Source organism: Aeromonas sp. 6P, assembly GCF_051919525.1.
Taxonomy (GTDB): domain Bacteria; phylum Pseudomonadota; class Gammaproteobacteria; order Enterobacterales; family Aeromonadaceae; genus Aeromonas; species Aeromonas veronii.
This window is the reverse complement of the sequence record NZ_JBQBEO010000002.1, coordinates 4,327,501-4,351,793: the sequence shown is the minus strand read 5'-3', so window position 1 is coordinate 4,351,793 and position 24,293 is coordinate 4,327,501. Positions and strand designations below refer to the sequence as shown.

The 24,293-nt window shown below is 55.9% G+C and carries 39 protein-coding genes and 1 pseudogene; 34 read left to right on the top strand and 6 right to left on the bottom strand.

The window, feature by feature from the left end:
• Window positions 1-51: 51 nt before the first annotated feature.
• Together nfuA and ACTG2J_RS20330 are read right to left on the bottom strand one after the other, a co-directional pair.
• On the bottom strand, window positions 52-630 hold the full coding sequence (gene nfuA / locus ACTG2J_RS20335) for a Fe-S biogenesis protein NfuA (RefSeq protein ID WP_005340636.1): 579 nt from the start codon (window positions 628-630) through the stop codon (window positions 52-54).
• Window positions 631-710: 80 nt separating this feature from the next.
• Window positions 711-1,439: a ComF family protein gene (locus ACTG2J_RS20330; RefSeq protein WP_421295122.1), complete on the bottom strand. Its 729-nt coding sequence runs from the start codon at window positions 1,437-1,439 to the stop codon at window positions 711-713.
• A 38-nt stretch (window positions 1,440-1,477) separates the two neighbouring features.
• Here ACTG2J_RS20330 and bioH point away from each other — a divergent pair, with 38 nt between their 5' ends.
• From bioH to ACTG2J_RS20310, 4 genes are all read left to right on the top strand, one after another.
• The gene (gene bioH, locus ACTG2J_RS20325; RefSeq protein WP_113740145.1) at window positions 1,478-2,242 is read left to right on the top strand and encodes a pimeloyl-ACP methyl ester esterase BioH; all 765 of its coding nucleotides are present in this window, start codon (window positions 1,478-1,480) and stop codon (window positions 2,240-2,242) included.
• A gap of 71 nt (window positions 2,243-2,313) precedes the next feature.
• Window positions 2,314-2,547 carry a flagellar basal body rod C-terminal domain-containing protein gene (locus ACTG2J_RS20320; protein WP_005340632.1) on the top strand — a complete coding sequence of 78 codons (234 nt, stop codon included), beginning with the start codon at window positions 2,314-2,316 and terminating at the stop codon, window positions 2,545-2,547.
• Between the two features lies 1 nt (window position 2,548).
• Complete coding sequence (locus ACTG2J_RS20315; protein WP_088868230.1) at window positions 2,549-3,316, top strand: putative metalloprotease CJM1_0395 family protein; 768 nt, start codon at window positions 2,549-2,551, stop codon at window positions 3,314-3,316.
• Window positions 3,317-3,401: 85 nt separating this feature from the next.
• The gene (locus ACTG2J_RS20310; protein ID WP_005355353.1) at window positions 3,402-3,680 is read left to right on the top strand and encodes a hypothetical protein; all 279 of its coding nucleotides are present in this window, start codon (window positions 3,402-3,404) and stop codon (window positions 3,678-3,680) included.
• A gap of 70 nt (window positions 3,681-3,750) precedes the next feature.
• Here ACTG2J_RS20310 and ACTG2J_RS20305 read toward each other — a convergent pair whose 3' ends face one another.
• Complete coding sequence (locus ACTG2J_RS20305) at window positions 3,751-6,060, bottom strand: Tex family protein (protein WP_439989603.1); 2,310 nt, start codon at window positions 6,058-6,060, stop codon at window positions 3,751-3,753.
• A 191-nt stretch (window positions 6,061-6,251) separates the two neighbouring features.
• Window positions 6,252-6,725, bottom strand: a complete 474-nt coding sequence (greB, locus tag ACTG2J_RS20300) for a transcription elongation factor GreB (protein WP_216947552.1) — start codon at window positions 6,723-6,725, stop codon at window positions 6,252-6,254.
• A gap of 249 nt (window positions 6,726-6,974) precedes the next feature.
• Here greB and ompR point away from each other — a divergent pair, with 249 nt between their 5' ends.
• On the top strand, window positions 6,975-7,697 hold the full coding sequence (gene ompR, locus ACTG2J_RS20295; protein ID WP_005340625.1) for an osmolarity response regulator transcription factor OmpR: 723 nt from the start codon (window positions 6,975-6,977) through the stop codon (window positions 7,695-7,697).
• Complete coding sequence (gene envZ / locus ACTG2J_RS20290) at window positions 7,694-9,004, top strand: two-component system sensor histidine kinase EnvZ (RefSeq protein WP_021230784.1); 1,311 nt, start codon at window positions 7,694-7,696, stop codon at window positions 9,002-9,004. The genes ompR and envZ overlap by 4 nt, the downstream gene beginning before the upstream one ends.
• 37 nt (window positions 9,005-9,041) lie before the next feature.
• On the opposite strand, the gene ACTG2J_RS20285 is transcribed toward envZ, so the two are convergent.
• On the bottom strand, window positions 9,042-9,956 hold the full coding sequence (locus tag ACTG2J_RS20285) for a DMT family transporter (protein WP_005355344.1): 915 nt from the start codon (window positions 9,954-9,956) through the stop codon (window positions 9,042-9,044).
• Window positions 9,957-10,311: 355 nt separating this feature from the next.
• Between ACTG2J_RS20285 and rpsJ the strand changes: the two genes are divergently transcribed.
• The 28 genes from rpsJ (at window position 10,312) to rplQ (ending at window position 23,935) form a co-directional block, all read left to right on the top strand.
• Entirely contained in the window at window positions 10,312-10,623 is a 312-nt protein-coding gene (gene rpsJ / locus ACTG2J_RS20280; RefSeq protein ID WP_005307944.1) for a 30S ribosomal protein S10, read from the top strand.
• 22 nt (window positions 10,624-10,645) lie between these two features.
• Window positions 10,646-11,278, top strand: a complete 633-nt coding sequence (gene rplC / locus ACTG2J_RS20275) for a 50S ribosomal protein L3 (protein WP_005340620.1) — start codon at window positions 10,646-10,648, stop codon at window positions 11,276-11,278.
• Between the two features lie 17 nt (window positions 11,279-11,295).
• Entirely contained in the window at window positions 11,296-11,901 is a 606-nt protein-coding gene (gene rplD / locus ACTG2J_RS20270; protein ID WP_005340616.1) for a 50S ribosomal protein L4, read from the top strand.
• Window positions 11,898-12,200: a 50S ribosomal protein L23 gene (rplW, locus tag ACTG2J_RS20265; protein WP_005307955.1), complete on the top strand. Its 303-nt coding sequence runs from the start codon at window positions 11,898-11,900 to the stop codon at window positions 12,198-12,200. The genes rplD and rplW overlap by 4 nt, the downstream gene beginning before the upstream one ends.
• Window positions 12,201-12,215: 15 nt before the next feature.
• Window positions 12,216-13,037, top strand: a complete 822-nt coding sequence (gene rplB / locus ACTG2J_RS20260) for a 50S ribosomal protein L2 (RefSeq protein WP_005340614.1) — start codon at window positions 12,216-12,218, stop codon at window positions 13,035-13,037.
• A 22-nt stretch (window positions 13,038-13,059) separates the two neighbouring features.
• The gene (gene rpsS, locus ACTG2J_RS20255) at window positions 13,060-13,338 is read left to right on the top strand and encodes a 30S ribosomal protein S19 (protein WP_005307960.1); all 279 of its coding nucleotides are present in this window, start codon (window positions 13,060-13,062) and stop codon (window positions 13,336-13,338) included.
• 10 nt (window positions 13,339-13,348) lie between these two features.
• Entirely contained in the window at window positions 13,349-13,693 is a 345-nt protein-coding gene (gene rplV, locus ACTG2J_RS20250; RefSeq protein WP_005319741.1) for a 50S ribosomal protein L22, read from the top strand.
• Between the two features lie 3 nt (window positions 13,694-13,696).
• Window positions 13,697-14,410, top strand: coding sequence for a 30S ribosomal protein S3 (gene rpsC / locus ACTG2J_RS20245; RefSeq protein ID WP_005307962.1), 714 nt, complete (start codon window positions 13,697-13,699; stop codon window positions 14,408-14,410).
• A gap of 13 nt (window positions 14,411-14,423) precedes the next feature.
• Window positions 14,424-14,837 (top strand): 50S ribosomal protein L16, encoded by a 414-nt coding sequence (rplP, locus tag ACTG2J_RS20240; RefSeq protein WP_005340612.1) that lies wholly within the window; start codon window positions 14,424-14,426, stop codon window positions 14,835-14,837.
• The gene (gene rpmC, locus ACTG2J_RS20235) at window positions 14,837-15,028 is read left to right on the top strand and encodes a 50S ribosomal protein L29 (protein WP_005307965.1); all 192 of its coding nucleotides are present in this window, start codon (window positions 14,837-14,839) and stop codon (window positions 15,026-15,028) included. The genes rplP and rpmC overlap by 1 nt, the downstream gene beginning before the upstream one ends.
• Window positions 15,028-15,276 (top strand): 30S ribosomal protein S17, encoded by a 249-nt coding sequence (gene rpsQ / locus ACTG2J_RS20230; protein ID WP_005307966.1) that lies wholly within the window; start codon window positions 15,028-15,030, stop codon window positions 15,274-15,276. The genes rpmC and rpsQ overlap by 1 nt, the downstream gene beginning before the upstream one ends.
• Before the next feature lie 147 nt (window positions 15,277-15,423).
• Window positions 15,424-15,792: a 50S ribosomal protein L14 gene (gene rplN / locus ACTG2J_RS20225; protein WP_005307975.1), complete on the top strand. Its 369-nt coding sequence runs from the start codon at window positions 15,424-15,426 to the stop codon at window positions 15,790-15,792.
• A gap of 11 nt (window positions 15,793-15,803) precedes the next feature.
• The gene (gene rplX, locus ACTG2J_RS20220) at window positions 15,804-16,121 is read left to right on the top strand and encodes a 50S ribosomal protein L24 (protein WP_005307977.1); all 318 of its coding nucleotides are present in this window, start codon (window positions 15,804-15,806) and stop codon (window positions 16,119-16,121) included.
• 13 nt (window positions 16,122-16,134) lie between these two features.
• Window positions 16,135-16,674 carry a 50S ribosomal protein L5 gene (rplE, locus tag ACTG2J_RS20215; protein WP_005331162.1) on the top strand — a complete coding sequence of 180 codons (540 nt, stop codon included), beginning with the start codon at window positions 16,135-16,137 and terminating at the stop codon, window positions 16,672-16,674.
• A gap of 10 nt (window positions 16,675-16,684) precedes the next feature.
• A complete protein-coding gene (rpsN, locus tag ACTG2J_RS20210; RefSeq protein WP_005340609.1) occupies window positions 16,685-16,990 on the top strand; it encodes a 30S ribosomal protein S14 in 306 nt (101 codons plus the stop codon).
• 21 nt (window positions 16,991-17,011) lie between these two features.
• Window positions 17,012-17,404 carry a 30S ribosomal protein S8 gene (rpsH, locus tag ACTG2J_RS20205; protein ID WP_005307980.1) on the top strand — a complete coding sequence of 131 codons (393 nt, stop codon included), beginning with the start codon at window positions 17,012-17,014 and terminating at the stop codon, window positions 17,402-17,404.
• 13 nt (window positions 17,405-17,417) lie between these two features.
• Window positions 17,418-17,951, top strand: coding sequence for a 50S ribosomal protein L6 (gene rplF, locus ACTG2J_RS20200; RefSeq protein WP_005340607.1), 534 nt, complete (start codon window positions 17,418-17,420; stop codon window positions 17,949-17,951).
• 9 nt (window positions 17,952-17,960) lie between these two features.
• Entirely contained in the window at window positions 17,961-18,314 is a 354-nt protein-coding gene (gene rplR / locus ACTG2J_RS20195) for a 50S ribosomal protein L18 (RefSeq protein ID WP_005340606.1), read from the top strand.
• Window positions 18,315-18,328: 14 nt separating this feature from the next.
• Window positions 18,329-18,829, top strand: a complete 501-nt coding sequence (rpsE, locus tag ACTG2J_RS20190) for a 30S ribosomal protein S5 (protein ID WP_005340605.1) — start codon at window positions 18,329-18,331, stop codon at window positions 18,827-18,829.
• A gap of 6 nt (window positions 18,830-18,835) precedes the next feature.
• Window positions 18,836-19,015, top strand: a complete 180-nt coding sequence (rpmD, locus tag ACTG2J_RS20185) for a 50S ribosomal protein L30 (protein WP_005307985.1) — start codon at window positions 18,836-18,838, stop codon at window positions 19,013-19,015.
• A 2-nt stretch (window positions 19,016-19,017) separates the two neighbouring features.
• Complete coding sequence (gene rplO / locus ACTG2J_RS20180; protein ID WP_005340604.1) at window positions 19,018-19,455, top strand: 50S ribosomal protein L15; 438 nt, start codon at window positions 19,018-19,020, stop codon at window positions 19,453-19,455.
• 8 nt (window positions 19,456-19,463) lie between these two features.
• Entirely contained in the window at window positions 19,464-20,792 is a 1,329-nt protein-coding gene (secY, locus tag ACTG2J_RS20175; RefSeq protein ID WP_005340602.1) for a preprotein translocase subunit SecY, read from the top strand.
• Window positions 20,793-20,819: 27 nt separating this feature from the next.
• Window positions 20,820-20,933, top strand: coding sequence for a 50S ribosomal protein L36 (gene rpmJ / locus ACTG2J_RS20170; RefSeq protein WP_005319705.1), 114 nt, complete (start codon window positions 20,820-20,822; stop codon window positions 20,931-20,933).
• A gap of 139 nt (window positions 20,934-21,072) precedes the next feature.
• Window positions 21,073-21,429, top strand: coding sequence for a 30S ribosomal protein S13 (rpsM, locus tag ACTG2J_RS20165; RefSeq protein ID WP_005307991.1), 357 nt, complete (start codon window positions 21,073-21,075; stop codon window positions 21,427-21,429).
• A 14-nt stretch (window positions 21,430-21,443) separates the two neighbouring features.
• Window positions 21,444-21,833: a 30S ribosomal protein S11 gene (gene rpsK, locus ACTG2J_RS20160; RefSeq protein WP_005307993.1), complete on the top strand. Its 390-nt coding sequence runs from the start codon at window positions 21,444-21,446 to the stop codon at window positions 21,831-21,833.
• 39 nt (window positions 21,834-21,872) lie between these two features.
• A complete protein-coding gene (gene rpsD, locus ACTG2J_RS20155) occupies window positions 21,873-22,493 on the top strand; it encodes a 30S ribosomal protein S4 (RefSeq protein ID WP_005340600.1) in 621 nt (206 codons plus the stop codon).
• Window positions 22,494-22,518: 25 nt separating this feature from the next.
• Entirely contained in the window at window positions 22,519-23,508 is a 990-nt protein-coding gene (locus tag ACTG2J_RS20150) for a DNA-directed RNA polymerase subunit alpha (protein WP_005307997.1), read from the top strand.
• Between the two features lie 43 nt (window positions 23,509-23,551).
• Window positions 23,552-23,935 carry a 50S ribosomal protein L17 gene (gene rplQ / locus ACTG2J_RS20145; RefSeq protein ID WP_005307999.1) on the top strand — a complete coding sequence of 128 codons (384 nt, stop codon included), beginning with the start codon at window positions 23,552-23,554 and terminating at the stop codon, window positions 23,933-23,935.
• 227 nt (window positions 23,936-24,162) lie between these two features.
• On the opposite strand, the pseudogene ACTG2J_RS20140 reads toward rplQ, so the two are convergent.
• Window positions 24,163-24,293: pseudogene (locus ACTG2J_RS20140) on the bottom strand (gamma carbonic anhydrase family protein); the annotation flags it as partial.

The window sequence follows — 24,293 nt, the reverse complement described above, 5'->3', positions numbered from 1 at the left end:
AAAAGGCCCTGCCAGATGGCGGGGCCTTTTCTTTGCTGCAAGGGCTGCAAATCAGTAGTAGGAGTGGTCGCCGCGCTGGTGCTCGGTGGCGTCTTTCACACCGTTGAGCTCACCCGGGAACTTCTCCAGCAGCTGCTTCTCGATCCCCTCTTTCAGGGTGTAATCGACCATGGAGCAACCGTTGCAACCGCCGCCAAACTGCAGGATGGCCAGTTTGTCTTCGGTCAGTTCGACCAGAGTGACCTTGCCACCGTGACCGGCCAGCATGGGGTTCACTTCGGACATCAGCACGTACTCGATGCGCTCGATCAGCGGCGCGTCATCGGCCACTTTACGCATCTTGGCGTTCGGTGCTTTCAGGGTGAGCTGGGAGCCCATCTGATCGGTCACGAAGTCGATGGTGGCATCCACCAGGAAGGGGGCGCTCAGGGGATCGACCATGCAGTCGAAGCCGCTGAAGGGCAGGTGTTGATCTTCCGGGTCCACGGCATCGGGCGGGCAATACGATACGCCACACTCGGCATTCTGGGTTCCCGGATTGACCACAAACACCCGGATATTGGTGCCATCAGGCTGTTTTTCCAGCAGTTTACGGAAATGGGCCTGGGCGGCGTCGGAAATGCTGATCATCACTATCCTCATAAACCTGAGTGTACGACTAGGGTATTCATGATAACGCGGTTATTAATGCTTGGGTAGCATGCCGATGGCTACTTGTTGTGCCGCAGGGTACGACAGATCGCCCACACTTCCACCTTTGTGATGCCGCTCTCATGGAGCAAACGACTTAGCTGCCCAGCGGTGGCGCCTGTGGTTACGACGTCATCGAGCAGGGCGACATGACGGTATTGGTGGGAGCGGATCCGGAATGCCCCGCGCAGATTGCGCCGCCGCTGCCCGGCGCTCAAGGTTGTTTGTTGCGGGGTCGCCTTGATGCGTTGCAACAGAGTGTTGTCGCAGGGAATACCGGTGAACTCGCCAAGGGCTTGCGCGATCTCCTCCGCCTGATTGAACCCACGCCGCCACTGCCGCCACCAGTGCAGGGGAACCGGAATGATCGCCTCCGGCGGCTCGTTGTCATCCAGATGGTCGGCCAAGAGGCGTGCCAGTAGCGGCGCCAGCAGGATCTGGCCGGAATATTTGAGCCGGGGGATCAGCATGGGGTAGGGGGTTTGGTAGTCGCCAATCACCTGCAACCGCTCCCAGGGGGGAGGTCTGCGCTGGCAGCGACCACAGACCGGTATGCTCTCTTCTATATAGTCAGCCAGCGGTGCGGCGCAGAGGCGGCATCTTGGCTGTGACTGGTGCAGCGCCTGCCGACACCAGCTGCAGAGCAGGGGAGCGTTGTCGCAAGGCTGATGGCAGAGCAGGCAACTCCCTTGCCAGTCACCGTGGCTGCCGAGCAGCGGGCTTGCTTTAGCGAGCAGTCGCTTTAACATGCTGACCCCAAGAGCATGAACAGGGATCTTGAGTCTAGATGAGCATATCGGTAGAGCAGTTTGGCCAGGGGCCCGATCTGGTGCTGTTGCACGGGTGGGGGATGAACGGTGCGGTTTGGCATGGTGTTGCCCAACAGTTGTCGTCCCACTATCGGGTTCATCTGGTGGATTTGCCCGGCTTTGGCAACAGCCTGCTGGCAGACGAGGTGGATTACAGCCTGCCCTGGCTTGCCGAGCAGGTGGCCGCCATCTTGCCGCAGAAGTGCCATCTGCTTGGCTGGTCGCTCGGCGGTCTGGTGGCAAGCCAGTTGGCGCTGACGCATCCCGATCGGCTGCACTCTCTGATCACCATGGCCAGCTCCCCCTGTTTCATGGCCCGTGATGAGTGGCCGGGGATCGCCCCCAAGGTACTGACCGGCTTCAACCAGATGTTGGCGGGGGATTTTCGCCAGACCATAGAGCGCTTTCTGGCGATCCAGGCCATGGGCAGCGAACATGCCCGGGATGATATCCGTCAGTTGCGCCACTGGCTGGCCGAGCGCCCGGCGCCCCAGTTTGCCGCACTCGAGGCCGGGCTGACGCTGTTGGCCGACATTGACCTGCGCGAACCGCTGCGGGAGCTGGATCTGCCCTGGTTGCGGATCTATGGCCGACTGGATTCATTGGTGCCCAAGGCGGCCATTCCCCTGCTGGATGATCTCTACCCTGCCAGCCGCAGCGTGACCCTCAATAAGGCCTCACACGCACCTTTTATCTCCCACCCTGACGAATTCATTGAAATCGTTCGAGATTTTGTTGGCTAAAAAACAGCCGGCAAGCTTCATTAATCCTCTGGTCTGGCGGATAATTAAGCTGTGACCAGAGGAGTAACACCATGCGTATTGATTCTGCTTTCAACAGCGGGGTACAGGGATTTCAGCGAGCCGAGCAGATTGCCGACAAGGCATCCAATCAGATCGCCCGCCTCAACACCCCCAGCGGGGATCAGGTGCAAGTGACCGATGAGCTTGTCAATCTCAAGGTGGCCGAGCAGCAGGCTGGCGCTTCCGCCAAGGTAGTGCAGACCGCCAGCGATATGATGGGAACCCTGATCGACATCCGGGTGTGAGATGAACATCAATGTCAGTCTGCCCCCCCTTATCCCGACACAACTGCAACCCCAGGTGGAAGCGGCGAGGACGGATAATCGCCGGGCAGAACTGATCCCGCAGGCCCGTGCGGGCCAAGCCTCCGTTGCCGAATCTGAAGTCGGCTCCCAGAAAGAGAAATCCAAAGCCGGTCAGGCCTCCAGCAATCAGAGCTCCCAGAACAGCCGTGAAACCGGGCAATTAGCCCCGACGACACTGCCAGACAATCGCTTTGTCGAGGCCACCGGCGAGGATGGGCAGCGCAAGCAGCAAGACCCTAAACAGCAGGAGCAGCAACAGCGGCAAGAGCAGCAGGTTCAGGATCTTGTCGAGCGTGACAAGGAGGTGCGTACTCATGAGCAGGCTCACCAGTCTGCGGGTGGAGAGTACGCCAGCTCGCCCACCTATCAGTTTACGCAAGGGCCGGATGGCAAGCGTTATGCGACGGGTGGCGAAGTCCAGATCGATACCAGTGTCGTACCCGGTGACCCTGCCGCTACCATCGCCAAGATGCAGCAGATCCGCGCTGCAGCGCTAGCGCCTGCCGAGCCTTCCGCGCAGGATCTGGCCGTCGCGCGCAGCGCCGCCGCGAGTGAGGCCAAGGCACGCAAAGAGCTGATGGCCGAGCAGAGCGCGAAATCTGGCGGTGTGCTGAGTGCCTATATGGACAAGCGCAACAGCGTCATCGCGGGCCACTATCAACAGGCTGTCAGCCCGGCCTCTACCCAGTCCCTCAGTCTGCATATCTGAATCACCCTCGCCAAACTTTCAGCTCCTTTGCCTGTTTTGCAACTAACCTGAAGATCAGGCCCATTCCAATTTCACAGGAGCTGTCATGCATTTCGATGAAGTCAAAGCGGAAGATTTCACCACCTTCTCCCGTGTACCGCCCCCCCACCTGCAGATGGAGCAGTTTCTGATGCAGCTCGGAGGAGGGGGAACTGAAGGAACCAGTTTCAAGAAGAAAGTGATGCTGGCTGCTGGCTGGAGCCACACCGGCGTCGTCTCTTACGGCAAGTATCCGCAAGAGGCCTGCAAGGCATTCAACCGACTGCGGGAGGTGCTGGCCCAGCATGGAGAGCCCGAGAGCATTCTTGCTGCCCTGACGCAGTGATCCTGAGCTTCGCGTGTAAAAAAGCCCCTTGCGGGGCTTTTTGCATTCAGAGGTGTTCTGGAAGGTGTCGTTACTTTTTCGCTTTGGAGAGCGCCGCCGCGAAGGCGTTGCCCATGGCACCACCCATATGGGGGCTTTGGCGCGGCTCATTTCTTGGCTTGGTGTTGCCAGCACTGCTGTTGCGCGCTTCAGCCGGCTTGCGGGCGGGCTGCCCTGCCTTTTCGTCGAGGCGCATAGTGAGGCTGATCCGCTTGCGCGGGGCGTCCACTTCCAGCACCTTGACCCGCACAATGTCGCCCGCCTTGACCACCTCACGGGGATCCTTGACGAAACGGTCGGTCAGGGAGGAGATGTGCACCAGACCGTCCTGATGAACACCGATATCGACGAAGGCGCCGAAGTTGGTGACGTTGGTGACCACCCCTTCCAGTACCATCTCGGGCACCAGGTCGCTGATCTGCTCCACACCTTCCTTGAAGGTCGCGGTTTTGAACTCGGGGCGCGGGTCGCGGCCCGGCTTGTCCAGCTCGCCGATGATGTCGGTGACGGTAGGTACGCCGAATTGCTCATCGGTATAGTCGGCCGGTTTCAGGCTGCGCAGCAGGCTGCTGTTGCCGAGCAGGCTCTCCACGGTCTGCTCCAGCTTGGCGAGGATCCGCTCCACGACCGGATAGGACTCCGGGTGTACCGCCGAGCTGTCGAGGGGATTGCTGCCGCCGCGAATGCGCAGGAAGCCGGCGCACTGTTCGAAGGCTTTGGGGCCGAGTCGGCTTACTTTCAGCAATTGCTGACGGCTCTTGAATGCGCCGTGCTCATCCCGATAGGCGACGATGTTCTGGGCCAACGTCTGGGAGAGGCCGGAAACCCGGTTGAGCAGGGCGACCGAGGCAGTATTCACATCCACACCGACTGCGTTCACGCAATCCTCGACCACGGCATCCAGCCGGCGGGCCAGCTGGCTCTGGCCGACGTCGTGCTGATACTGGCCCACCCCGATACTCTTGGGGTCGATCTTGACCAACTCGGCCAGCGGGTCTTGCAGGCGGCGGGCGATGGAGACGGCGCCACGGATCGAGACATCGAGATCCGGGAACTCCTGAGAGGCAAGCTCGGAGGCGGAGTAGACCGAGGCTCCCGCTTCGCTCACCACTATCTTCTGCGCCTTGGCGGCGGGGTAGCGCTCGAACAGATCGCTGACCAGCCGGTCGGTCTCCCGCGAGGCGGTGCCGTTGCCGATGCTGATGAGCTCGACCTTGTGCTTCTGGCACAACTCGCTCAGGGTCTTGAGGCTTTGATCAATCTGGCGTTTTGGTTCGAACGGATAGATGGTGGCGTGATCGACCAGCTTGCCGGTGGCATCCACCACGGCAACCTTGACCCCGGTGCGGATGCCCGGATCCAGCCCCATGGTGCAGCGCATGCCCGCCGGGGCCGCCATCAGCAGATCCTTGAGGTTCATGGCGAACACCTTGATCGCCTCCTCCTCTGCCGATTCGCGGATACGGCCGATCAGCTCGGTCTCCATCTGAAGCGACAACTTGATCTTCCAGGTCCAGCTCACCACCCCTTGCAGCCATTTGTCGGCCGGGCGGTTCTGCAGATTGAGCTTGAGGTGGTGGGCAATGATCCCTTCGCAGGGGCTGGCACTCTCATCGTCACCGGTTACCAGCGCCAGATTGAGGATCCCTTCATTACGGCCGCGCAGCATGGCCAGCACCCGGTGGGAGGGGGCCTTGTGCAGTGGTTCGTCGTGTTCGAAATAGTCCTTGAACTTGGCCCCTTCCTGCTCCTTGCCTGCCACCACGCGGGCGCGCAGGGTGGCATTTTGCCACAGGTAGTCACGCAGCTTCTCCAGCAAGTCGGCCTGCTCGGCAAAGCGCTCCATCAGGATATAGCGGGCGCCGTCGAGGGCAGCCTTGCTGTCGGCAATGCCCTGTTCGGGATTGAGGAAGGTGGCTGCAGCGTGCTCGGGATCCTGCATCGGGTCGCTGAGCAGCAGGTTGGCCAGCGGCTCCAGCCCCGCTTCGATGGCCATCTGTCCCTTGGTGCGGCGTTTGGGCTTGTAGGGGAGGTAGAGGTCTTCCAGCCGGGTCTTGCTGTCGGCGCCATTCAATTCGCGCATCAGCTCGGGGGTCAGCTTGCCCTGCTCTTCGATGGAGCGAATGATCACCTGACGGCGATCTTCCAGTTCACGCAGATAGCCGAGGCGGCTCTCCAGAGTACGTAGTTGGCTGTCGTCCAGACCGCCGGTCACCTCTTTACGGTAACGGGCGATAAAGGGCACGGTCGAGCCTTCATCCAGCAGGCGCACTGCGGCCTGCACCTGCTCCGGGCGAGCATTGAGCTCACCGGCAATCTGTCTCTCTATGGTTTGCATCATGATGTTGTTGAGGGCCTCTGTGGTCGAGTCCGCGCTATCAGGCGCCAAGTGTGAGCACTATATGGGGTCGTGTTGCGGGATGCCACCCTGCGCCGGGGTCTGCACCAGTCAGACTGATAAAGTCGCAGGGGAGGGCGTTTATCTTGCCATTGCACCTGTGACTCAGGATGTGCCTGTGGCAAGCAGTCCGGCTATTTGGGGTAGCTGATCTCGTTGATATACCAGCAGACGTCACCAACTGGCGTACGGACGATGGCCTCATCACCGACCTCTTTCTTGAGCAGGGCGCGGGCCATGGGGGAGTCGATGGAGATGTAATCCTTGCGCTCGAAGATCTCGTCATAGCCGACGATGCGAAAGCGCTTGGTCTCGCCATCATCGTTTTCCACCTCGACCCAGGCGCCAAAGAAGACCTTGCCCTCCTGCGCGGGGGCATAGTCGACGATCCCCAGCTCTTCGAGGCATTTGCGCAGGTAGCGCACCCGCCGGTCGATCTCCCGCAGCCGCTTCTTGTTGTACTGGTAGTCGGCATTTTCGCTGCGATCCCCCAGGCTGGCGGCCCATGCCACCTTCCTGGTGACCTCGGGGCGCTCCTGACGCCAGAGGAAATCGAGCTCTTCTTTCAGCTTGTTGTAGCCTTCGCGGGTGATCAGCTTTGTCTTCATGGTGATGCGGACCTGGTCAAAGGGGGGGATTCATCGCTAACTGCTCGGGAATATTAGCTTTTGTCCTCTTGCTGTCGAGGGAAATCGTGATGGCTCGGCTGGCGCCATTCAGGGAGTCGCTGGCCAGCGCAGTGACTTGATGGCCGTCACGCTCTCGGGACGGGTAATAACCGGTAACATATTTGTGCTTTGCTCCCGCTATATCCCCCCCTAGTATTGGGGGCAGCTAAAGAATGAAGAGGCAAAGCAATGAGTCAGCAGCAATACAAGGTCCTGGTCGTGGACGATGACCTGAAATTACGTTCCCTGTTGGAACGCTATCTCACCGAGCAGGGATTCGTAGTGCGCGGCGTGGCCAATGGCGAGCAGGCCGATCGCTTGCTGACTCGTGAAAATTTCAGCCTGATGGTGCTCGACCTGATGTTGCCGGGGGAGGATGGGCTCTCCATCTGCCGTCGTCTGCGGGAAGCGGGCAACCAGATCCCGGTGCTGATGCTCACCGCCAAGGGGGATGAAGTGGATCGCATCGTCGGGCTCGAGATGGGGGCCGATGACTATCTGCCCAAGCCGTTCAACCCCCGCGAACTGCTGGCGCGGATCCGTGCCGTGCTGCGCCGCCATACCGTCGAGCTGCCGGGGGCTCCCTCTGCTGCAGAAAAGGTGGTCAACTTCGGAGCTTTTCAACTCAATCTCGCGACCCGCGAGCTGAGTCGGGATGGCGAGCCGATGGCGCTCACCAGCGGTGAATTTGCGGTGCTCAAGGTGCTGGTCAGCCATCCGCGCGAGCCGCTCTCCCGCGACAAGCTGATGAATCTGGCCCGTGGCCGTGAATACACCGCCACCGAGCGCAGCATCGACGTGCAGGTCTCTCGCCTGCGCCGCCTGCTGGAACAGGATCCGGCCCAGCCCCGCTATCTGCAGACCGTCTGGGGTCTGGGGTATGTGTTCGTGCCAGATGGTGACGGTGCATGAAAAAGGTCGGCAGCATGTTCTCACGCATGCTCTGGTTTCTGGCCGCCGTTCTGGTGGTCTATCAAGCAGTCTCCTACGTCACCTTCTACAACTATCTGCTGGCGCCAACCGTCAAGCAGATCAGTCACTTGCTGGCCAATCAGGTCAAGCTGATCTTTCCGGTCAACACTGAACAACTGGCGCTGAGTGAAGATGCCGAGGCGCTGGTCTATGTGACGACCGGTACCGATATCTATACCCAGAGCGAGGCGGTGCAGCATGGCTTCAACGAGGCCAAGCCATACCCCTATCTGGAGGAGAACATCAGCCGCGAGCTGGGTGGCCCGGCCAAGGTGCGGGTCGAGATCCAGGATCACTACATCATCTGGATCCAGCCGCCGCAGGCCAGCAAAATCTGGGTGCGGATCCCGCTGACCGAGATTGAAGATGACGATATCGAACCCCTCATCATCTATCTGAGCGTGCTGCTGGTGATCACTCTGTTTGCGGCCTGGCGCTTTGCCCGGCAGCTGGTGCGCCCGCTCGAGGATCTCGAAGCTGGCGCTGTTGCGGTGGCCAGAGGCCATTTCCCCGAGGCGCTGGGGGAGCTGGGTTCACGGGAAGTAAGGCGACTGACCCGCACCTTCAACCATATGTCGCACTCCATCAAGAGCCTGATCGAAGAGCGTAACCTGATGATGGCGGGGGTTTCCCACGATCTGCGTACCCCGCTGACCCGCATCCGGCTGGCGACCGAGATGATGTCCTCTGGTGACGAGTACCTCAAGGAGAGCATCAACGCCGATATCGATGAGTCCAATGCCATCATCGATCAGTTCATCGATTACATCCGTCCGGATGAAGGGCAGGATCTGGAGCCGATCGACCTGACCCAGCTGGTGCACGATACCTTGCTGATCTACTCGGAGCAGGGACTGGAAGTTGATCTGGCGCTGCCGCAAGAGGCGGTGCGGGTGGCCTGCAATCCGGTCAGTATCCGGCGGGTGTTGAACAACCTCTCAAGCAACTCGCAGCGTTATGGGGCGAGCCGTTTGCATGCCGAGCTCAAGGACGATGGGCACTGGGTGCGCCTGCGCCTATCCGATGATGGCCCCGGCATTCCGGAGCAGGACTATTCCCGGGTGCTCAAGCCGTTTACTCAGGGGAATGTGGCGCGGACCGTCGGCGGTAGTGGGCTGGGGTTGGCCATCGTGGCCAAGATAGTCGCCCAGCACCACGGCACTATCCGGTTGGGAAGCTCGGATCTCGGCGGCTTGTTGGTCGAGATGCGGCTGCCGAAACATCAGCCACAGGAGTGGATGGATTGAGAGAAGGTCGTATCCGTGGATACGCCCTTCTGCATGGTCAGCTCTTGGTTTCGACTGATGCTCGATAGCGTTTGCCGTACTTGAGCTGCTGGATCAACAGGGCGGCAACGATGAGCGCCAACCCGATTGGGGTGGCTGGATGGATGGCTTCGCCGATCAACAGGTTGAGCAGCACCAGTGAGGCAAACGGCGAGATAAAGATGAGGTTGCTGATGGGGGCCGTGTTGGTGGCATGGCGCAGCGCCATCAGCCAGAGCACGAAACCGAAGCCCATTTCGAACAGTCCCACATAGATGGCACCAGCCCATCCCTGCCAGGCGGTCATGGCAAAATCGGAGAGCAACCAGGTTGCAACGACGATAAAAGGCAGGCTGATCATAAAGCCGAGCAACAGGCTGACAATGGGATCCCCCTGATTGCGGGTGTTGAGGATCCAGTAGCTGGCCCAGATGAGGGTCGAGACCAGCGCCAGCGTCACGCCGAGGGGGCTGTCGAACTGCAGGCCGAATACATCGCCTCTGGTGGCGATCACCAGTGCGCCAAAATACCCCAGCACGATGGCGACGCCATCACGCCGACGCAGCTTCTGGCCGAGGAAGGGGACGGCCAGCAGACTGAGGGTAATGGCCCAGGTGTAGTTGAGGGTCTGTGCCTGCTGGGCAGGCAGCAGATCATAGGCTTTGAACAGCAACAGGTAATAGAGAAAGGGATTCAGCACGCCCAGAGTCAGATAGTAGAAAGGGCGGGCCTTGATGTAGCTCCCCAGCAGCGGCAGTTTGCCCTGTTTGGCGACGACGGCTGTCAGCGTGAGAGTCGAGGTGAAGGCGGCCACAAGCAACAGTTGCACAGGTTCGAAATAGGCGAGGGAGATCTTGAAGGCTGTGGCGACCGTCGACCAGAGGGCAACGGCGCAAAGGCCATACTGATAGGCTTTCTTTTGATCTTTGAGCATGGGATGTCGTTCCACTGACAGAGGTAAGCGCACAGTCTACCAGTCTGCTTGTAACATTGTCGTTACCTGGGTGTTGGCACAGAGTGCGTTGCCGCAAGCGAGATCCATCTGTCACATAAAACTGCGCATAATCTGTTCGCTCTCCCTTGCGCAAATTTGAAAAATCCGTATAATCCCCTCCGCTTACCCATGAGGTAAGCCAGACGATATGTCTGCTGCTGAGTTTCCTGTTTACAGGAGCCAGCCATACAGTCCTCCCGATATGGGGGGAAACGTGAAAAATCACACCTCTGGCGGGAGAAATCTCGGTCGGGCGGTGTTGATTTATGTTCTTTTATCTATTGGAGCTCTGTCAATGCAGAACCAAAGAATCCGTATCCGCCTGAAGGCTTTTGATCATCGCCTGATTGATCAATCCACTGCGGAAATCGTTGAAACTGCTAAGCGCACTGGCGCGCAGGTTCGCGGTCCTATTCCGCTGCCGACTCGCAAAGAGCGCTTCACCGTCCTGATCTCCCCGCACGTCAACAAAGATGCGCGTGATCAGTACGAGATCCGCACTCACAAGCGTCTGGTAGACATCGTTGAGCCGACTGACAAGACCGTAGACGCCCTGATGCGTCTGGATCTGGCAGCTGGTGTAGACGTCCAGATCAGCCTGGGTTAATTACGGAAAGAGGTTGATAACAATGACAATCGGTCTTGTAGGTCGCAAAGTGGGTATGACTCGCATCTTCACTGAAGATGGCGTTTCTATCCCGGTGACTGTTATCGAAGTTGAAGCTAACCGTGTAACTCAGGTCAAATCTGTAGAAACCGACGGCTACAACGCTATTCAGGTTACCACTGGCGCCAAGAAAGCCAGCCGTGTGACCAAGCCGGAAGCTGGCCACTTCGCCAAAGCTGGTGTAGAAGCCGGTCGCGGTCTGTGGGAATTCCGCCTGAACAACGGTGAAACTTTCACTGTTGGTAGCGAGCTGAAAGTAGATCTTCTCGCTGACGTTAAGCTGGTAGACGTTACCGGCACATCCAAAGGTAAGGGCTTTGCTGGTACTGTTAAGCGCCACAACTTCCGCACCCAGGATATGACCCACGGTAACTCCTTGTCTCACCGCGTTCCGGGTTCTATCGGTCAGAACCAGACTCCGGGTCGTGTATTCAAGGGCAAAAAGATGGCTGGTCACATGGGTGCTGAGCGTGTAACGACTCAGAACCTGGAACTGGTTCGTGTTGACGCTGAACGCAACCTGCTGCTCATCAAAGGTGCAGTACCGGGTGCAACCAACGGCAACGTGATCGTCAAACCTGCCGTCAAAGCGTAACGTCTGAGGAGATAGTAATGGAATTGGTAATGAAAGACGCCAAGAGCGCTCTTGAAGTTTCCGAGACTACCTTCGGGCGCGAATTCAACGAAGCTCTGGTTCACCAGGTCGTCGTTGCATATGCCGCTGGTGCCCGTCAGGGTACTCGTGCGCAGCTGACTCGCTCTGAAGTGTCTGGTGGCGGCAAAAAGCCGTGGCGTCAGAAGGGTACTGGTCGTGCCCGTGCTGGCTCCATCCGTTCGCCCATCTGGCGTTCCGGTGGTGTGACTTTTGCTGCTAAGCCGCAAGATCACAGCCAGAAAGTAAACAAGAAGATGTACCGCGGCGCTATCCGTAGCATTCTGTCCGAGCTGGTACGTCAAGAGCGCCTGATCGTTGTTGAGAAGTTCGGCATCGAAGCTCCGAAGACCAAAGAACTGATCGCCAAGCTGAAAGAAATGGAACTGACTGACGTTCTGATCGTGACTGCTGAAGTCGATGAGAACCTGTTCCTGGCTGCTCGCAACCTGTACAAAGTTGACGTGCGTGACGTTGCCGGTATCGACCCGGTCAGCCTGATCGCTTTCGACAAGGTTCTGATGACTGCTGACGCAGTTAAGCAAATCGAGGAGATGCTGGCATGATCCGTGAAGAGCGTCTGCTGAAAGTTCTGAAGGCTCCGCACATCTCTGAAAAGAGCACCATGGTTGCAGAAAAGCAGAACACTATCGTGTTCAAAGTTGCTGTTGATGCTACCAAGGCGGAAGTCAAAGCTGCAGTTGCGAAACTGTTCGAGGTCGAAGTTGAGACCGTCCGTACCCTGAACATGAAGGGTAAGACCAAGCGCGCAGGTGCACGCGTAGGCCGTCGTTCCGATTGGAAAAAGGCTTATGTGACCCTGAAAGCTGGTCAGGACATCGACTTCATGGGCGCAGCCGAGTAAGAGGAGTTCTCAAAAATGGCAATCGTTAAGTGCAAGCCTACTTCTCCGGGCCGCCGCCACGTCGTCAAGATCGTCAATCAAGAGCTGTACAAGGGCAAGCCCTTCGCCGCTCTGCTGGACAGCAAAAGCAAGTCCGGTGGTCGTAACAACAACGGCCGTATCACTACCCGTCATATCGGTGGTGGTCACAAGCAGCACTACCGTATCGTCGACTTCAAGCGCGACAAAGACGGTATCCCGGCTAAAGTAGAGCGCCTGGAATACGATCCGAACCGTACCGCTAACATCGCTCTGGTGTTGTATGCAGACGGTGAGCGTCGTTACATCCTGGCTCCGAAAGGCCTGAAAGCTGGTGACGCGATCGCTTCTGGTGCTGATGCAGCCATCAAGGTAGGTAACGCCCTGCCGATGCGCAACATCCCGGTTGGTTCTACCGTTCACGCTGTAGAGATGAAGCCTGGTAAAGGTGCACAGCTGGCTCGTTCCGCTGGTACTTTCATCCAGATTCTGGCTCGTGAAGGTAACTATGTAACTCTGCGTCTGCGTTCCGGCGAAGTACGTAAAGTTCTGGCCGAGTGCCGCGCTACCATCGGTGAAGTCGGTAACTCCGAGCACATGTTGCGTCAACTGGGTAAAGCCGGTGCAAACCGCTGGCGTGGTATTCGTCCGACCGTTCGCGGTATGGCGATGAACCCGGTTGACCACCCGCACGGTGGTGGTGAGGGTCGTAACAAGGGCATGCAGCCTGTGTCCCCATGGGGCCAGAAGGCTAAAGGCTTCAAGACCCGTAAGAACAAGCGTACCGACAAGTACATCGTACGTCGTCGTAACAAGTAATTGTTAACATAGAGGAATCACCATGCCACGTTCTCTCAAGAAGGGTCCATTTATTGACCTGCACTTGCTGAAGAAGGTAGAGAAAGCGGTGGAAAGCGGGGATAAAAAGCCGGTTAAAACCTGGTCCCGTCGTTCAATGATCATCCCGAACATGATCGGTTTGACCATCGCTGTCCATAATGGTCGTCAGCACGTTCCGGTTTTCGTTACCGAAGAAATGATCGGTCACAAACTGGGTGAATTCGCACCGACTCGTACTTATCGCGGCCATGCTGCTGATAAGAAGGCTAAGAAGCGCTAAGGGATAAATGATGGAAGCTATCGCTAAACACCGTTATGCCCGTACTTCTGCCCAGAAAGCTCGTCTGGTAGCCGATCAAGTACGTGGTCTGTCCGTAGACAAGGCTCTGAATATCCTGACCTTCAGCCCGAAAAAGGCTGCTGTGCTGGTTAAGAAAGTGCTGGAATCTGCCATTGCAAACGCTGAGCACAACGAAGGCGCCGATATCGACGCGCTGCGTGTTGCTACTATCATGGTCGACGAAGGTCCCTCCATGAAGCGCATCCGTCCGCGTGCCAAAGGTCGTGCGGATCGTATCCTCAAGCGTACCGCTCACATCACTGTAGTGGTATCCGACGCTAAGGCTGGGAGATAAGCAATGGGTCAGAAAGTACATCCTAATGGCATTCGCCTGGGTATTACCAAGCCTTGGAATTCTACCTGGTTCGCGAACACCAAAGACTTCGCTGACAACCTGTACAGCGATTTTCAAGTACGCCAGTTCCTGACCAAGGAACTGAAAAACGCGTCCTTGTCCAAGATCACCATTGAGCGTCCGGCCAAGAGCATCCGTGTGACCATTCACACCGCTCGTCCGGGTGTTGTAATCGGTAAGAAAGGCGAAGACGTTGAGAAGCTGCGCAAAGCTGTAGCCACTATTGCTGGCGTGCCTGCTCAGATCAACATTTCCGAAGTCCGCAAGCCGGAGCTGGATGGCAAACTCGTTGCCGACAGCATCACTTCCCAGCTGGAGCGTCGTGTAATGTTCCGTCGTGCTATGAAGCGCGCCGTACAGAACGCAATGCGCCTGGGTGCCAAGGGCATCAAAGTGGAAGTTTCCGGTCGTCTGGGCGGCGCTGAAATCGCGCGTACCGAATGGTACCGTGAAGGTCGTGTGCCGTTGCACACCCTGCGTGCCGACATCGACTACGCAACTTCTGAAGCCCACACCACTTACGGTGTGATCGGCGTTAAAGTTTGGATCTTCAAGGGCGAAGTTCTGGGCGGTCTGGCTGCTGTTAACGCTGCCGCTGCTCAAGAGCAAGCTCCTGCAAAGCCCAAGCGTGACAACAAGCGCCGCGCTGCTAAGTAAGGAGATTCGGTAAATGTTGCAACCTAAGCGTACTAAATTCCGCAAGACCCACAAGGGTCGTAACCGCGGTCTGGCCACCTCTGGTAACGAAGTATCCTTCGGTACCTTTGGCCTGAAGGCGACATCCCGTGGTCAACTGACTGCTCGTCAAATCGAAGCAGCCCGTCGTGCCATGACCCGTCACGTTAAGCGTCAAGGTAAGATCTGGATCCGTGTGTTCCCGGACAAGCCTATCACCGAAAAGCCCCTCGAAGTTCGTATGGGTAAAGGTAAGGGTAACGTGGAATACTGGGTTTGCCCGATCCAGCCTGGCAAGGTTCTGTACGAGATGGACGGTGTACCTGAGGCTCTGGCGCGTGAAGCGTTTGCCCTGGCCGCAGCTAAGCTGTCTGTTCAGACCACTTTCGTAATTAAGACGGTGATGTGATGAAAGCCCAAGATCTGCGTCAAAAGAGCGTCGAAGAACTGAACCAGGAGCTGCTGGGCCTGCTGCGTGAGCAATTCAACATGCGCATGCAAGCGTCCACCGGCCAGCTGGCTCAGACTCACACTCTGAAACAAGTGCGTCGTGACGTCGCACGTATCAAGACTGTACTGACTGAGAAGGCAGGTGCGTAATGACTGACAAGATCCGTACTCTGCAAGGTCGTGTAATCAGCGACAAGATGGACAAGTCCATCACTGTTGCTATCGAGCGCAAGGTAAAGCACCCGATCTACGGTAAGATCATCAAGCGCACTACCAAGCTGCACGTGCATGACGAAAACAACGAGTGCAAAGCTGGTGACCTCGTGGAAATCCGCGAATGCCGCCCGCTGTCCAAGACCAAGTCCTGGACCCTGGTTGCCGTTGTAGAAAAGGCCTAATCGGTACTTTGTAGTCCAAGCGGCCCCTTTCAGGGGCCGTTTGTTTTTTAGGCTACCTTTTCTGAAAATCCTGTGTTATAGTTTCGCGCCTTTTGAAGGCAGCCAGATCCCATTAGGGATAAGAAGTAAACAAAGCGGAGCACTAAGATGATCCAGATGCAAAGTATGCTGGGTGTTGCCGACAACTCCGGCGCTCGCAGTGTAATGTGTATTAAGGTTCTGGGTGGCTCGCACCGCCGTTACGCCGGCATCGGCGACATCATCAAGGTTTCCATCAAGGAAGCCATTCCTCGCGGTAAAGTGAAGAAAGGTGATGTGTATAACGCGGTGGTCGTACGCACCCGTAAAGGCGTTCGTCGTCCGGACGGCTCTGTCATCCGTTTCGACAACAATGCGGCTGTGTTGCTTAACAACAACCAACAGCCAATCGGTACTCGTATTTTTGGCCCGGTGACCCGTGAACTGCGTAATGAGAAGTTCATGAAGATTGTGTCCCTGGCACCCGAAGTACTGTAAGGAGTCGAACGATGGCAGCTAAAATCCGTCGCGAAGACGAAGTGATTGTTCTTACCGGCAAAGACAAGGGCAAGCGTGGCAAAGTCACTCAAGTCCTGATTGCAAAAGGTAAGGTAATCGTGGAAGGCATCAACCAGGTGAAGAAACACCAGAAGCCGGTACCCGCACTGGGTCAGGCTGGCGGTATCGTCACCAAAGAAGCCCCCATCGATGTATCAAACGTAGCGCTGTTCAACTCTGCCACTGGCAAAGCTGACCGCGTTGGTTTCCGGATTGAAGACGGCAAAAAAGTCCGTTTCTTCAAATCCACCGGCGAACTTGTGAAGTAATTGGAGTTTAACGATGGCGAAACTGCATGATTACTACAAATCCGATGTAGTAAATGAACTGTCCAAGCAGTTCGGTTACAAGACTATCATGCAAGTCCCTCGGATCGAGAAAATCACCCTGAACATGGGTGTTGGTGAAGCGATCTCTGACAAGAAGTTGCTGGAAAATGCTGCTGCCGATATGGCTGCCATTTCCGGTCAGAAGCCGCTGATCACCAAAGCTCGCAAATCTGTTGCGGGCTTCAAGATTCGTGAAGGCTACCCGATAGGTTGTAAAGTAACCCTGCGTGGCGAGCGTATGTGGGAGTTCCTGGAACGGCTGATCTGTATCTCCGTACCGCGTATCCGTGACTTCCGTGGCCTGAACGCTAAAGCGTTCGACGGTCGTGGTAACTACTCCATGGGCGTGCGTGAGCAGATCATCTTCCCGGAAATCGACTATGACAAAGTCGATCGCGTCCGTGGTCTGGATATCACCATCACCACTTCCGCGAATACCGATGAAGAAGGCCGTGCTCTGCTGGCTGCCTTTAACTTCCCATTCCGCAAGTAAGGTTAGGGTTATGGCTAAAACATCCATGAAAGCGCGCGAAGCAAAGCGTGCCAAGCTGGTAGCCAAGTACGCGACCAAGCGTGCCGAGCTGAAAGCTATCATCGTTGACATGAACGCTTCTGAAGAAGCGCGTTGGGATGCTGTACTGCAACTGCAACAGCTGCCCCGTGATTCCAGTCCGTCCCGCCAGCGTAACCGTTGCAATATTACTGGTCGTCCGCACGGTTTCCTGCGCAAGTTTGGCCTGTCTCGCATCAAGGTGCGTGAGCATGCCATGAAGGGCGAAATTCCGGGCCTGAAGAAGGCTTCTTGGTAACGAATCTCGGGAGTTAGACTTATGAGCATGCAAGATCCGATCGCGGATATGCTGACCCGCATCCGTAACGGTCAGGCGGCGAGCAAAGTTGCGGTTTCCATGCCTTCTTCCAAGCTGAAAGTGGCTATCGCCAAAGTGCTGAAAGAAGAAGGTTACATCGCTGGCTACTCCGTAGCTGGTGACGTGAAGCCGGAACTGGAAATTGAACTGAAATATTTCCAGGGCAAGCCAGTTGTAGAACTGATCCAACGCGTAAGCCGTCCAGGCCTGCGTATTTACAAGCGCACTACTGATCTGCCGAAAGTTATGGGCGGTCTCGGTGTTGCTATCGTGTCCACGTCTAAAGGTGTGATGACTGACCGTGCTGCTCGCAAAGCAAGCATGGGCGGTGAGATCATCTGCTACGTCGCTTAATAGGAGGTAGGAAATGTCTCGTGTTGCTAAGGCACCCGTCACTATTCCTGCTGGCGTAGAGGTGACTCTGAACGGCCAGGAACTGACCATCAAAGGTGGTAAAGGTTCTCTGGTTCGCTCTATTCACGCCGGTGTAGAAGTGACCAAAGAAGACAATGTACTGAAGTTCGCCCCGCGCGGCAGCATCGCTGGTGCTGACGCTCAGGCCGGTACTGCCCGTGCATTGGTCAACAACATGGTAATCGGTGTTACCCAAGGCTTCGAGCGCAAGCTGCAGCTGGTTGGTGTAGGTTATAAAGCCTCCATCAAGGGCAATGCTGTTGCGCTGGCTCTGGGCTTCTCTCACCCGGTAGAGCATGCGCTGCCGGCTGGTGTGACCGCTGAGTGCCCGACTGCTACAGAAATCGTTCTGCGTGGCGTCGACAAGCAGCTGGTTGGCCAAGTCGCCGCCGATATCCGTGCTTACCGCGCTCCGGAGCCCTACAAGGGCAAGGGTGTACGCTATGCCAACGAGCAAGTGCGTACTAAAGAAGCTAAGAAGAAGTAAGGTAACACTATGGACAAGAAAGCAGCTCGTCTCCGTCGTGCTACTCGTGCTCGGAAAAAGATGCAGGAACTGGGAGCTACCCGTCTGGTTGTTCACCGTACCCCGCGTCATATCTATGCGCAGGTTATTGCAGCCAACGGTTCCGAAGTTCTGGCCTCTGCTTCCACAGTAGAGAAAGCCATCAGTGAAGCTCTGAAATACACCGGTAACGCAGATGCTGCTACCGCTGTAGGTAAAGCTATCGCTGAGCGTGCTATTGCCAAAGGCGTTCAGAACGTATCTTTCGATCGTTCCGGTTTCAAGTATCACGGTCGCATCGCTGCCCTGGCAGCTGCCGCACGTGACGCTGGTCTTCAGTTCTAAGCTAGGAGTCGAAGATGGCTAAAGTCGAATCTCAAGCCGGCGAACTGCAAGAAAAGCTCATTGCAGTAAACCGTGTTTCGAAAACTGTTAAAGGTGGTCGTATCATGTCCTTCACCGCGTTGACCGTGGTGGGTGATGGTAACGGCCGTGTAGGTTACGGTTACGGTAAAGCCCGTGAAGTTCCGGCTGCTATTCAAAAAGCAATGGAACAGGCTAAGCGTAACCTGAACAAGGTTGAGCTGAACAACGGCACTCTGCACCACCCGGTGCGTGGTGTTCACTCTGGCTCCACCGTGTTCATGAAGCCGGCCTCCCAAGGTACTGGTATCATTGCAGGCGGCGCTATGCGTGCTGTTCTGGAAGTTGCCGGTATCCACAACGTGCTGGCCAAGACCTACGGTTCCACCAACCCAATCAACGTTGTTCGCGCTACTGTAGACGCTCTGGTTCACGGTCAATCACCGGAACAGATCGCTGCCAAGCGTGGTCTGCGCGTTGAAGAAATTCTGGGGTAATGCGACATGGCTAACACTGTAAAAGTAACTCAAACTCGCAGCTCTATCGGCCGTCTGCCAAAGCACAAGGCGACTCTGCGTGGTCTGGGTCTGCGTCGCATTGGTCACACCGTTGAGCTGGAAGATACTCCTTGCGTACGCGGCATGATCAACCAGGTTTATTACATGGTTAAGGTGGAGGGCTAAGCATGCGTCTGAACACTCTGTCTCCGGCCGCTGGTTCCAAGCCTGAAAAACAACGTCGTGGTCGTGGTATCGGCTCCGGCTTAGGCAAGACTGGTGGTCGTGGTGTTAAAGGCCAAACCTCTCGTTCCGGTGGCGGCAAAGTTCGCAACGGTTTCGAAGGCGGCCAGATGCCTTTGAAAATCCGTCTGCCGAAGTTCGGTTTCTTCTCTCGCAAATCTTTGGTTTCTGCCGAAGTGCGTCTGAACGAAATCGCCCTGGTAGAAGGTGATGTGGTCGACCTGAGCACTCTGAAGCAAGCCGGTGTTGTTACTAAGAACATCGTGTTCGCTAAAGTTGTTCTGTCAGGCAACATTGACCGTGCTGTGACCGTTCGTGGTCTGTCCGTCACCAAAGGTGCACGTGCAGCCATCGAGGCCGCTGGCGGTAAAATCGAGGAATAATCAGTACAATGGCTAAGAAACCAGGATTGGATGTTAAAGCACAGGGTGGTCTGAGTGAACTGAAGAGCCGTCTGCTCTTCGTTCTCGGGGCGATTATCGTTTTCCGTGCAGGCTCTTATGTGCCGATTCCTGGTATTGACGCCGCCGTACTGGCCGAGTTGTTCCAGCAACAGAAGGGCACCATCATTGAGATGTTCAACATGTTCAGTGGTGGTGCACTCTCGCGTGCTTCTATTCTTGCGTTGGGGATCATGCCGTACATTTCGGCGTCGATCATTATCCAGCTGCTGACAGTGGTTCACCCCGCTCTTGCTGAACTCAAGAAAGAAGGTGAATCCGGCCGTCGCAAGATTAGCCAATATACCCGTTGGGGCACGCTGGTTTTGGGAACTTTCCAGGCCATTGGTATTGCAACCGGTCTGCCGAATATGATGCATGGACTCGTGACTAATCCGGGTCTAGGCTTCTATTTCACAGCGGTTGTGAGTCTGGTCACCGGTACCATGTTTTTGATGTGGTTGGGTGAACAGATTACCGAGCGTGGGATTGGTAATGGTATCTCGTTGATTATTTTCACAGGTATCGTTGCTGGTCTGCCGCATGCCATTGGCGCTACGGCCGAACAGGCACGTCAAGGGGAATTGCACATCCTGCTGTTGTTGTTGCTGGGCTTGATTGTTTTCGCAGTGACTTACTTTGTGGTGTTCGTGGAGCGTGGTCAGCGTCGTATTGTCGTTAACTATGCCAAGCGTCAACAAGGCCGCCAGGTATTTGCCGCGCAAAGCACACACCTGCCGTTGAAAGTGAATATGGCTGGTGTGATTCCTGCGATTTTCGCATCCAGTATCATCCTCTTCCCGGGGACCATTACCTCCTGGTTTGGTCAGGGTGAGGGTAAAGTAGCTGATATCCTGCAACAGGTCTCTATGGTCTTGCAGCCTGGTCAACCGCTTTACGAGATGCTGTATGCAGCAGCCATTATCTTCTTCTGCTTCTTCTATACCGCGCTGGTGTTCAACCCCCGCGAGACAGCAGATAATCTGAAGAAGAGTGGAGCCTTTATCCCGGGGATTCGCCCGGGCGAGCAGACAGCACGTTACATCGATAAGGTTATGACTCGCCTGACATTGGCAGGTGCGCTCTATATAACCTTTATCTGTCTGGTACCCCAGTTCTTGATGACTGCCTGGAACGTACAGTTCTACTTCGGTGGCACTTCGCTGCTGATTATCGTGGTAGTTATCATGGACTTCATGGCTCAGGTACAAACCCATATGATGTCTCATCAATATGGCGACGTCCTGAGGAAGGCCAACCTGAAGGGCTACGGCCGCTAAAGGTCGGCGTAGTTACGGAGTTAAGCAATGAAAGTTCGTGCTTCCGTTAAGGCAATCTGCCGTAACTGCAAAATCATCAAGCGTCACGGTGTGGTGCGTGTGATTTGCAGCGAGCCAAAGCATAAACAGCGCCAAGGCTAATTTTTTACGGTTAGTACTTGCAACAAATAGTTGTGCTGGCTAATATAGCCAGCCAACTTTTGTTGTGTATTGGTTGACCGCCACGTATCCGCTCACGGGCTTTGTGGTGGTCGTAATCTACTATATGTAGGAGTGAATAGTGGCCCGTATCGCTGGCATTAACATTCCTGACCATAAGCATGCAGTCATCGCTTTGACTGCGATTTATGGCGTCGGTCGTACCCGCTCCAAGGCCATCTGTGCCGCAGCCGGTATCGCTGAGAATGTGAAAATTAAAGACCTGGACGAAGCTCAGATCGAGAGTCTGCGTGAACAAGTAGGTAAATTCACCGTTGAAGGTGACCTGCGTCGTCAGATTTCCATGAACATCAAGCGATTGATGGATCTGGGTTGCTACCGTGGTTTGCGTCACCGTCGTAGCCTGCCTGTTCGTGGTCAACGTACCAAGACCAACGCTCGTACCCGTAAGGGTCCGCGCAAGGCTATCAAGAAGTAACGGGAAGGTAGAAAATGGCTAAAACTCCGACTCGTGCTCGCAAGCGCGTTAAAAAGCAAGTGAGCGACGGTATTGCGCACGTTCATGCATCTTTCAACAACACAATCGTGACCATTACTGACCGTCAGGGCAATGCTCTGTCTTGGGCTACTTCTGGTGGTTCCGGTTTCCGTGGTTCTCGTAAGTCCACCCCGTTCGCTGCTCAGGTAGCTGCCGAGCGCGCTGGTGAGATGGCCAAAGAATATGGCGTCAAGAACCTGGAAGTCATGGTCAAAGGTCCGGGTCCCGGTCGTGAGTCTTCCATCCGCGCCCTGAACGCGGCTGGTTTCCGCATCACTAACATTACTGATGTGACTCCGATCCCGCACAACGGTTGTCGTCCTCCCAAGAAGCGCCGCGTATAACGCTGTAGCTACTTGGTCTAGGATTGTTGGAGAAAGAAGATGGCAAGATATATCGGTCCTAAGCTTAAGCTTAGCCGTCGTGAGGGCACCGACCTCTTCCTGAAGTCAGGTGTTCGTGCGATTGATTCTAAGTGCAAGATTGACACCGCCCCAGGTCAGCACGGTGCGCGTAAAGCGCGTCTGTCCGACTACGGTGTTCAGCTGCGCGAGAAACAAAAAGTTCGTCGTATCTACGGCGTATTGGAAAAACAGTTCCGCAACTACTACCGCGACGCTGCCCGTCAAAAGGGTAACACCGGTGAAAACCTGTTGCAGCTGCTGGAAGGTCGTTTGGACAACGTTGTTTACCGTATGGGCTTCGGCGCTACTCGTGCTGAATCTCGTCAGCTGGTGAGCCACAAGGCCATCATGGTAAACGGTCGCGTTGTGAACATTCCTTCTTTCCAGGTTTCCCCTGAGGACGTGATCTGCGTTCGTGAGAAGGCTAAGAAGCAAGCGCGTATCAAAGCTTCCCTGGAAGTTGCTGGTCAGCGTGAGAAGCCGACTTGGGTAGAGGTTGACGCCGCTAAAATGGAAGGTGCTTTCAAGCGTCTGCCAGAGCGTTCCGACCTGTCTGCCGACATTAACGAACAGCTGATCGTCGAGCTTTACTCCAAGTAAAGCTAGCTTCTAAAGAGAGGACACAATGCTGGGTTCTGTAACAGATTTTCTTAAACCGCGGCTAGTTGACATCGAGCAAGTTAGCCCGACTCATGCGAAAGTGACTCTTGAGCCACTCGAGCGTGGCTTTGGTCACACGCTGGGCAATGCCCTGCGTCGTATTTTGCTGTCATCTATGCCCGGTTGTGCAGTTACTGAAGTCGAAATTGACGGGGTACTGCATGAGTACAGCAGCAAAGAAGGTGTACAGGAAGACATTCTTGAAATCCTGCTCAACCTGAAAGGTATCGCTGTGAAGCTGGAAGGCAAGGACGAGGTAACTCTGTCCCTGACCAAGTCTGGAACAGGCCCCGTTACCGCTGGTGATATCACTCACGGTGATGAAGTCGAGATCGTAAACCCGGAGCACGTAATCTGCCATCTGACTGGTGCCAATGCTGAAATCAGCATGCGCCTGAAAGTTCAGCGCGGTCGTGGTTATGTGCCTGCTTCTGCTCGTGTTCACAACGATGACGAAGAGCGTCCTATTGGTCGCCTGCTGCTGGACTCCGCGTTCAGCCCCATCGTTCGTATTGCCTACAATGTTGAGGCAGCACGTGTGGAACAGCGTACCGACTTGGACAAGCTGGTCATCGACATGGAGACCAATGGTACCCTGGATCCTGAAGAAGCCATCCGTCGTTCTGCCACTATCTTGGCCGAGCAACTGGAAGCCTTCGTGGATCTGCGCGATGTCAGCGTGCCCGAGAAGAAAGAAGAGAAACCCGAGTTTGATCCGATTCTGCTACGTCCTGTCGATGATTTGGAGCTGACAGTTCGTTCTGCGAACTGTCTGAAGGCAGAAGCTATCCACTATATTGGTGATCTGGTACAGCGTACCGAAGTTGAGTTGCTTAAGACTCCTAACCTCGGTAAGAAGTCCCTGACTGAGATCAAGGACGTGTTGGCCTCCCGTGGTCTGTCTCTTGGCATGCGCCTTGAGAACTGGCCGCCCGCCAGCATCGCTGACGAGTAATCCAGATTACGGGTTTCACAGATTTAGTTAGAAGGATAAGGTCATGCGCCATCGTTTGAGTGGTCGTCAACTGAACCGGAACAGCAGCCATCGTCAGGCAATGTTCCGCAACATGGCCAGCTCCCTGGTTCGTCATGAGATCATCAAGACGACTCTGCCTAAGGCAAAAGAGCTGCGTCGTGTAGTTGAACCGCTGATCACCCTTGCCAAGACTGATAGCGTTGCTAATCGTCGCCTGGCATTTGCCCGTACTCGCGATAACGCGATCGTGGCTAAGCTGTTCAATGAACTGGGCCCGCGCTACCTGGAGCGCGCCGGCGGTTATACTCGCATTCTGAAATGCGGTTTCCGTGCAGGCGACAACGCCCCTATGGCTTATATTGAGCTGGTAGACCGCCCGGCCGCTGCTGAAGCAGCTGCTGAGTGATAAAGAAAAAGCCGGGCTTGTCCCGGCTTTTCTTTTAATCCATTCTGATATTGCCTCAACTGCCTCAACTGCCTCAACTGCCTCAACTGCCTCAACTGCCTCAACTGCCTCAACTGCCTCAACTGCCTCAACTGCCTCAACTCATTATTCAACTTCTTCTATATAGGAAGTAAGAGTTGTTCCTGAACCTGGCGAAATGGTGAATTGTCTGTTCATTTCATCCGAACATCGCTGGCCAGCTGGATATCTCCCACTAGGTCGCGCAGGGATCTACATACACCCGTTTGCCCAATTGCGGGCGTTTTCCCTTGTTGGGTCTCAGCCGCAAGTCCATCTTGGCCTCCTTGTTTTCGGCCAT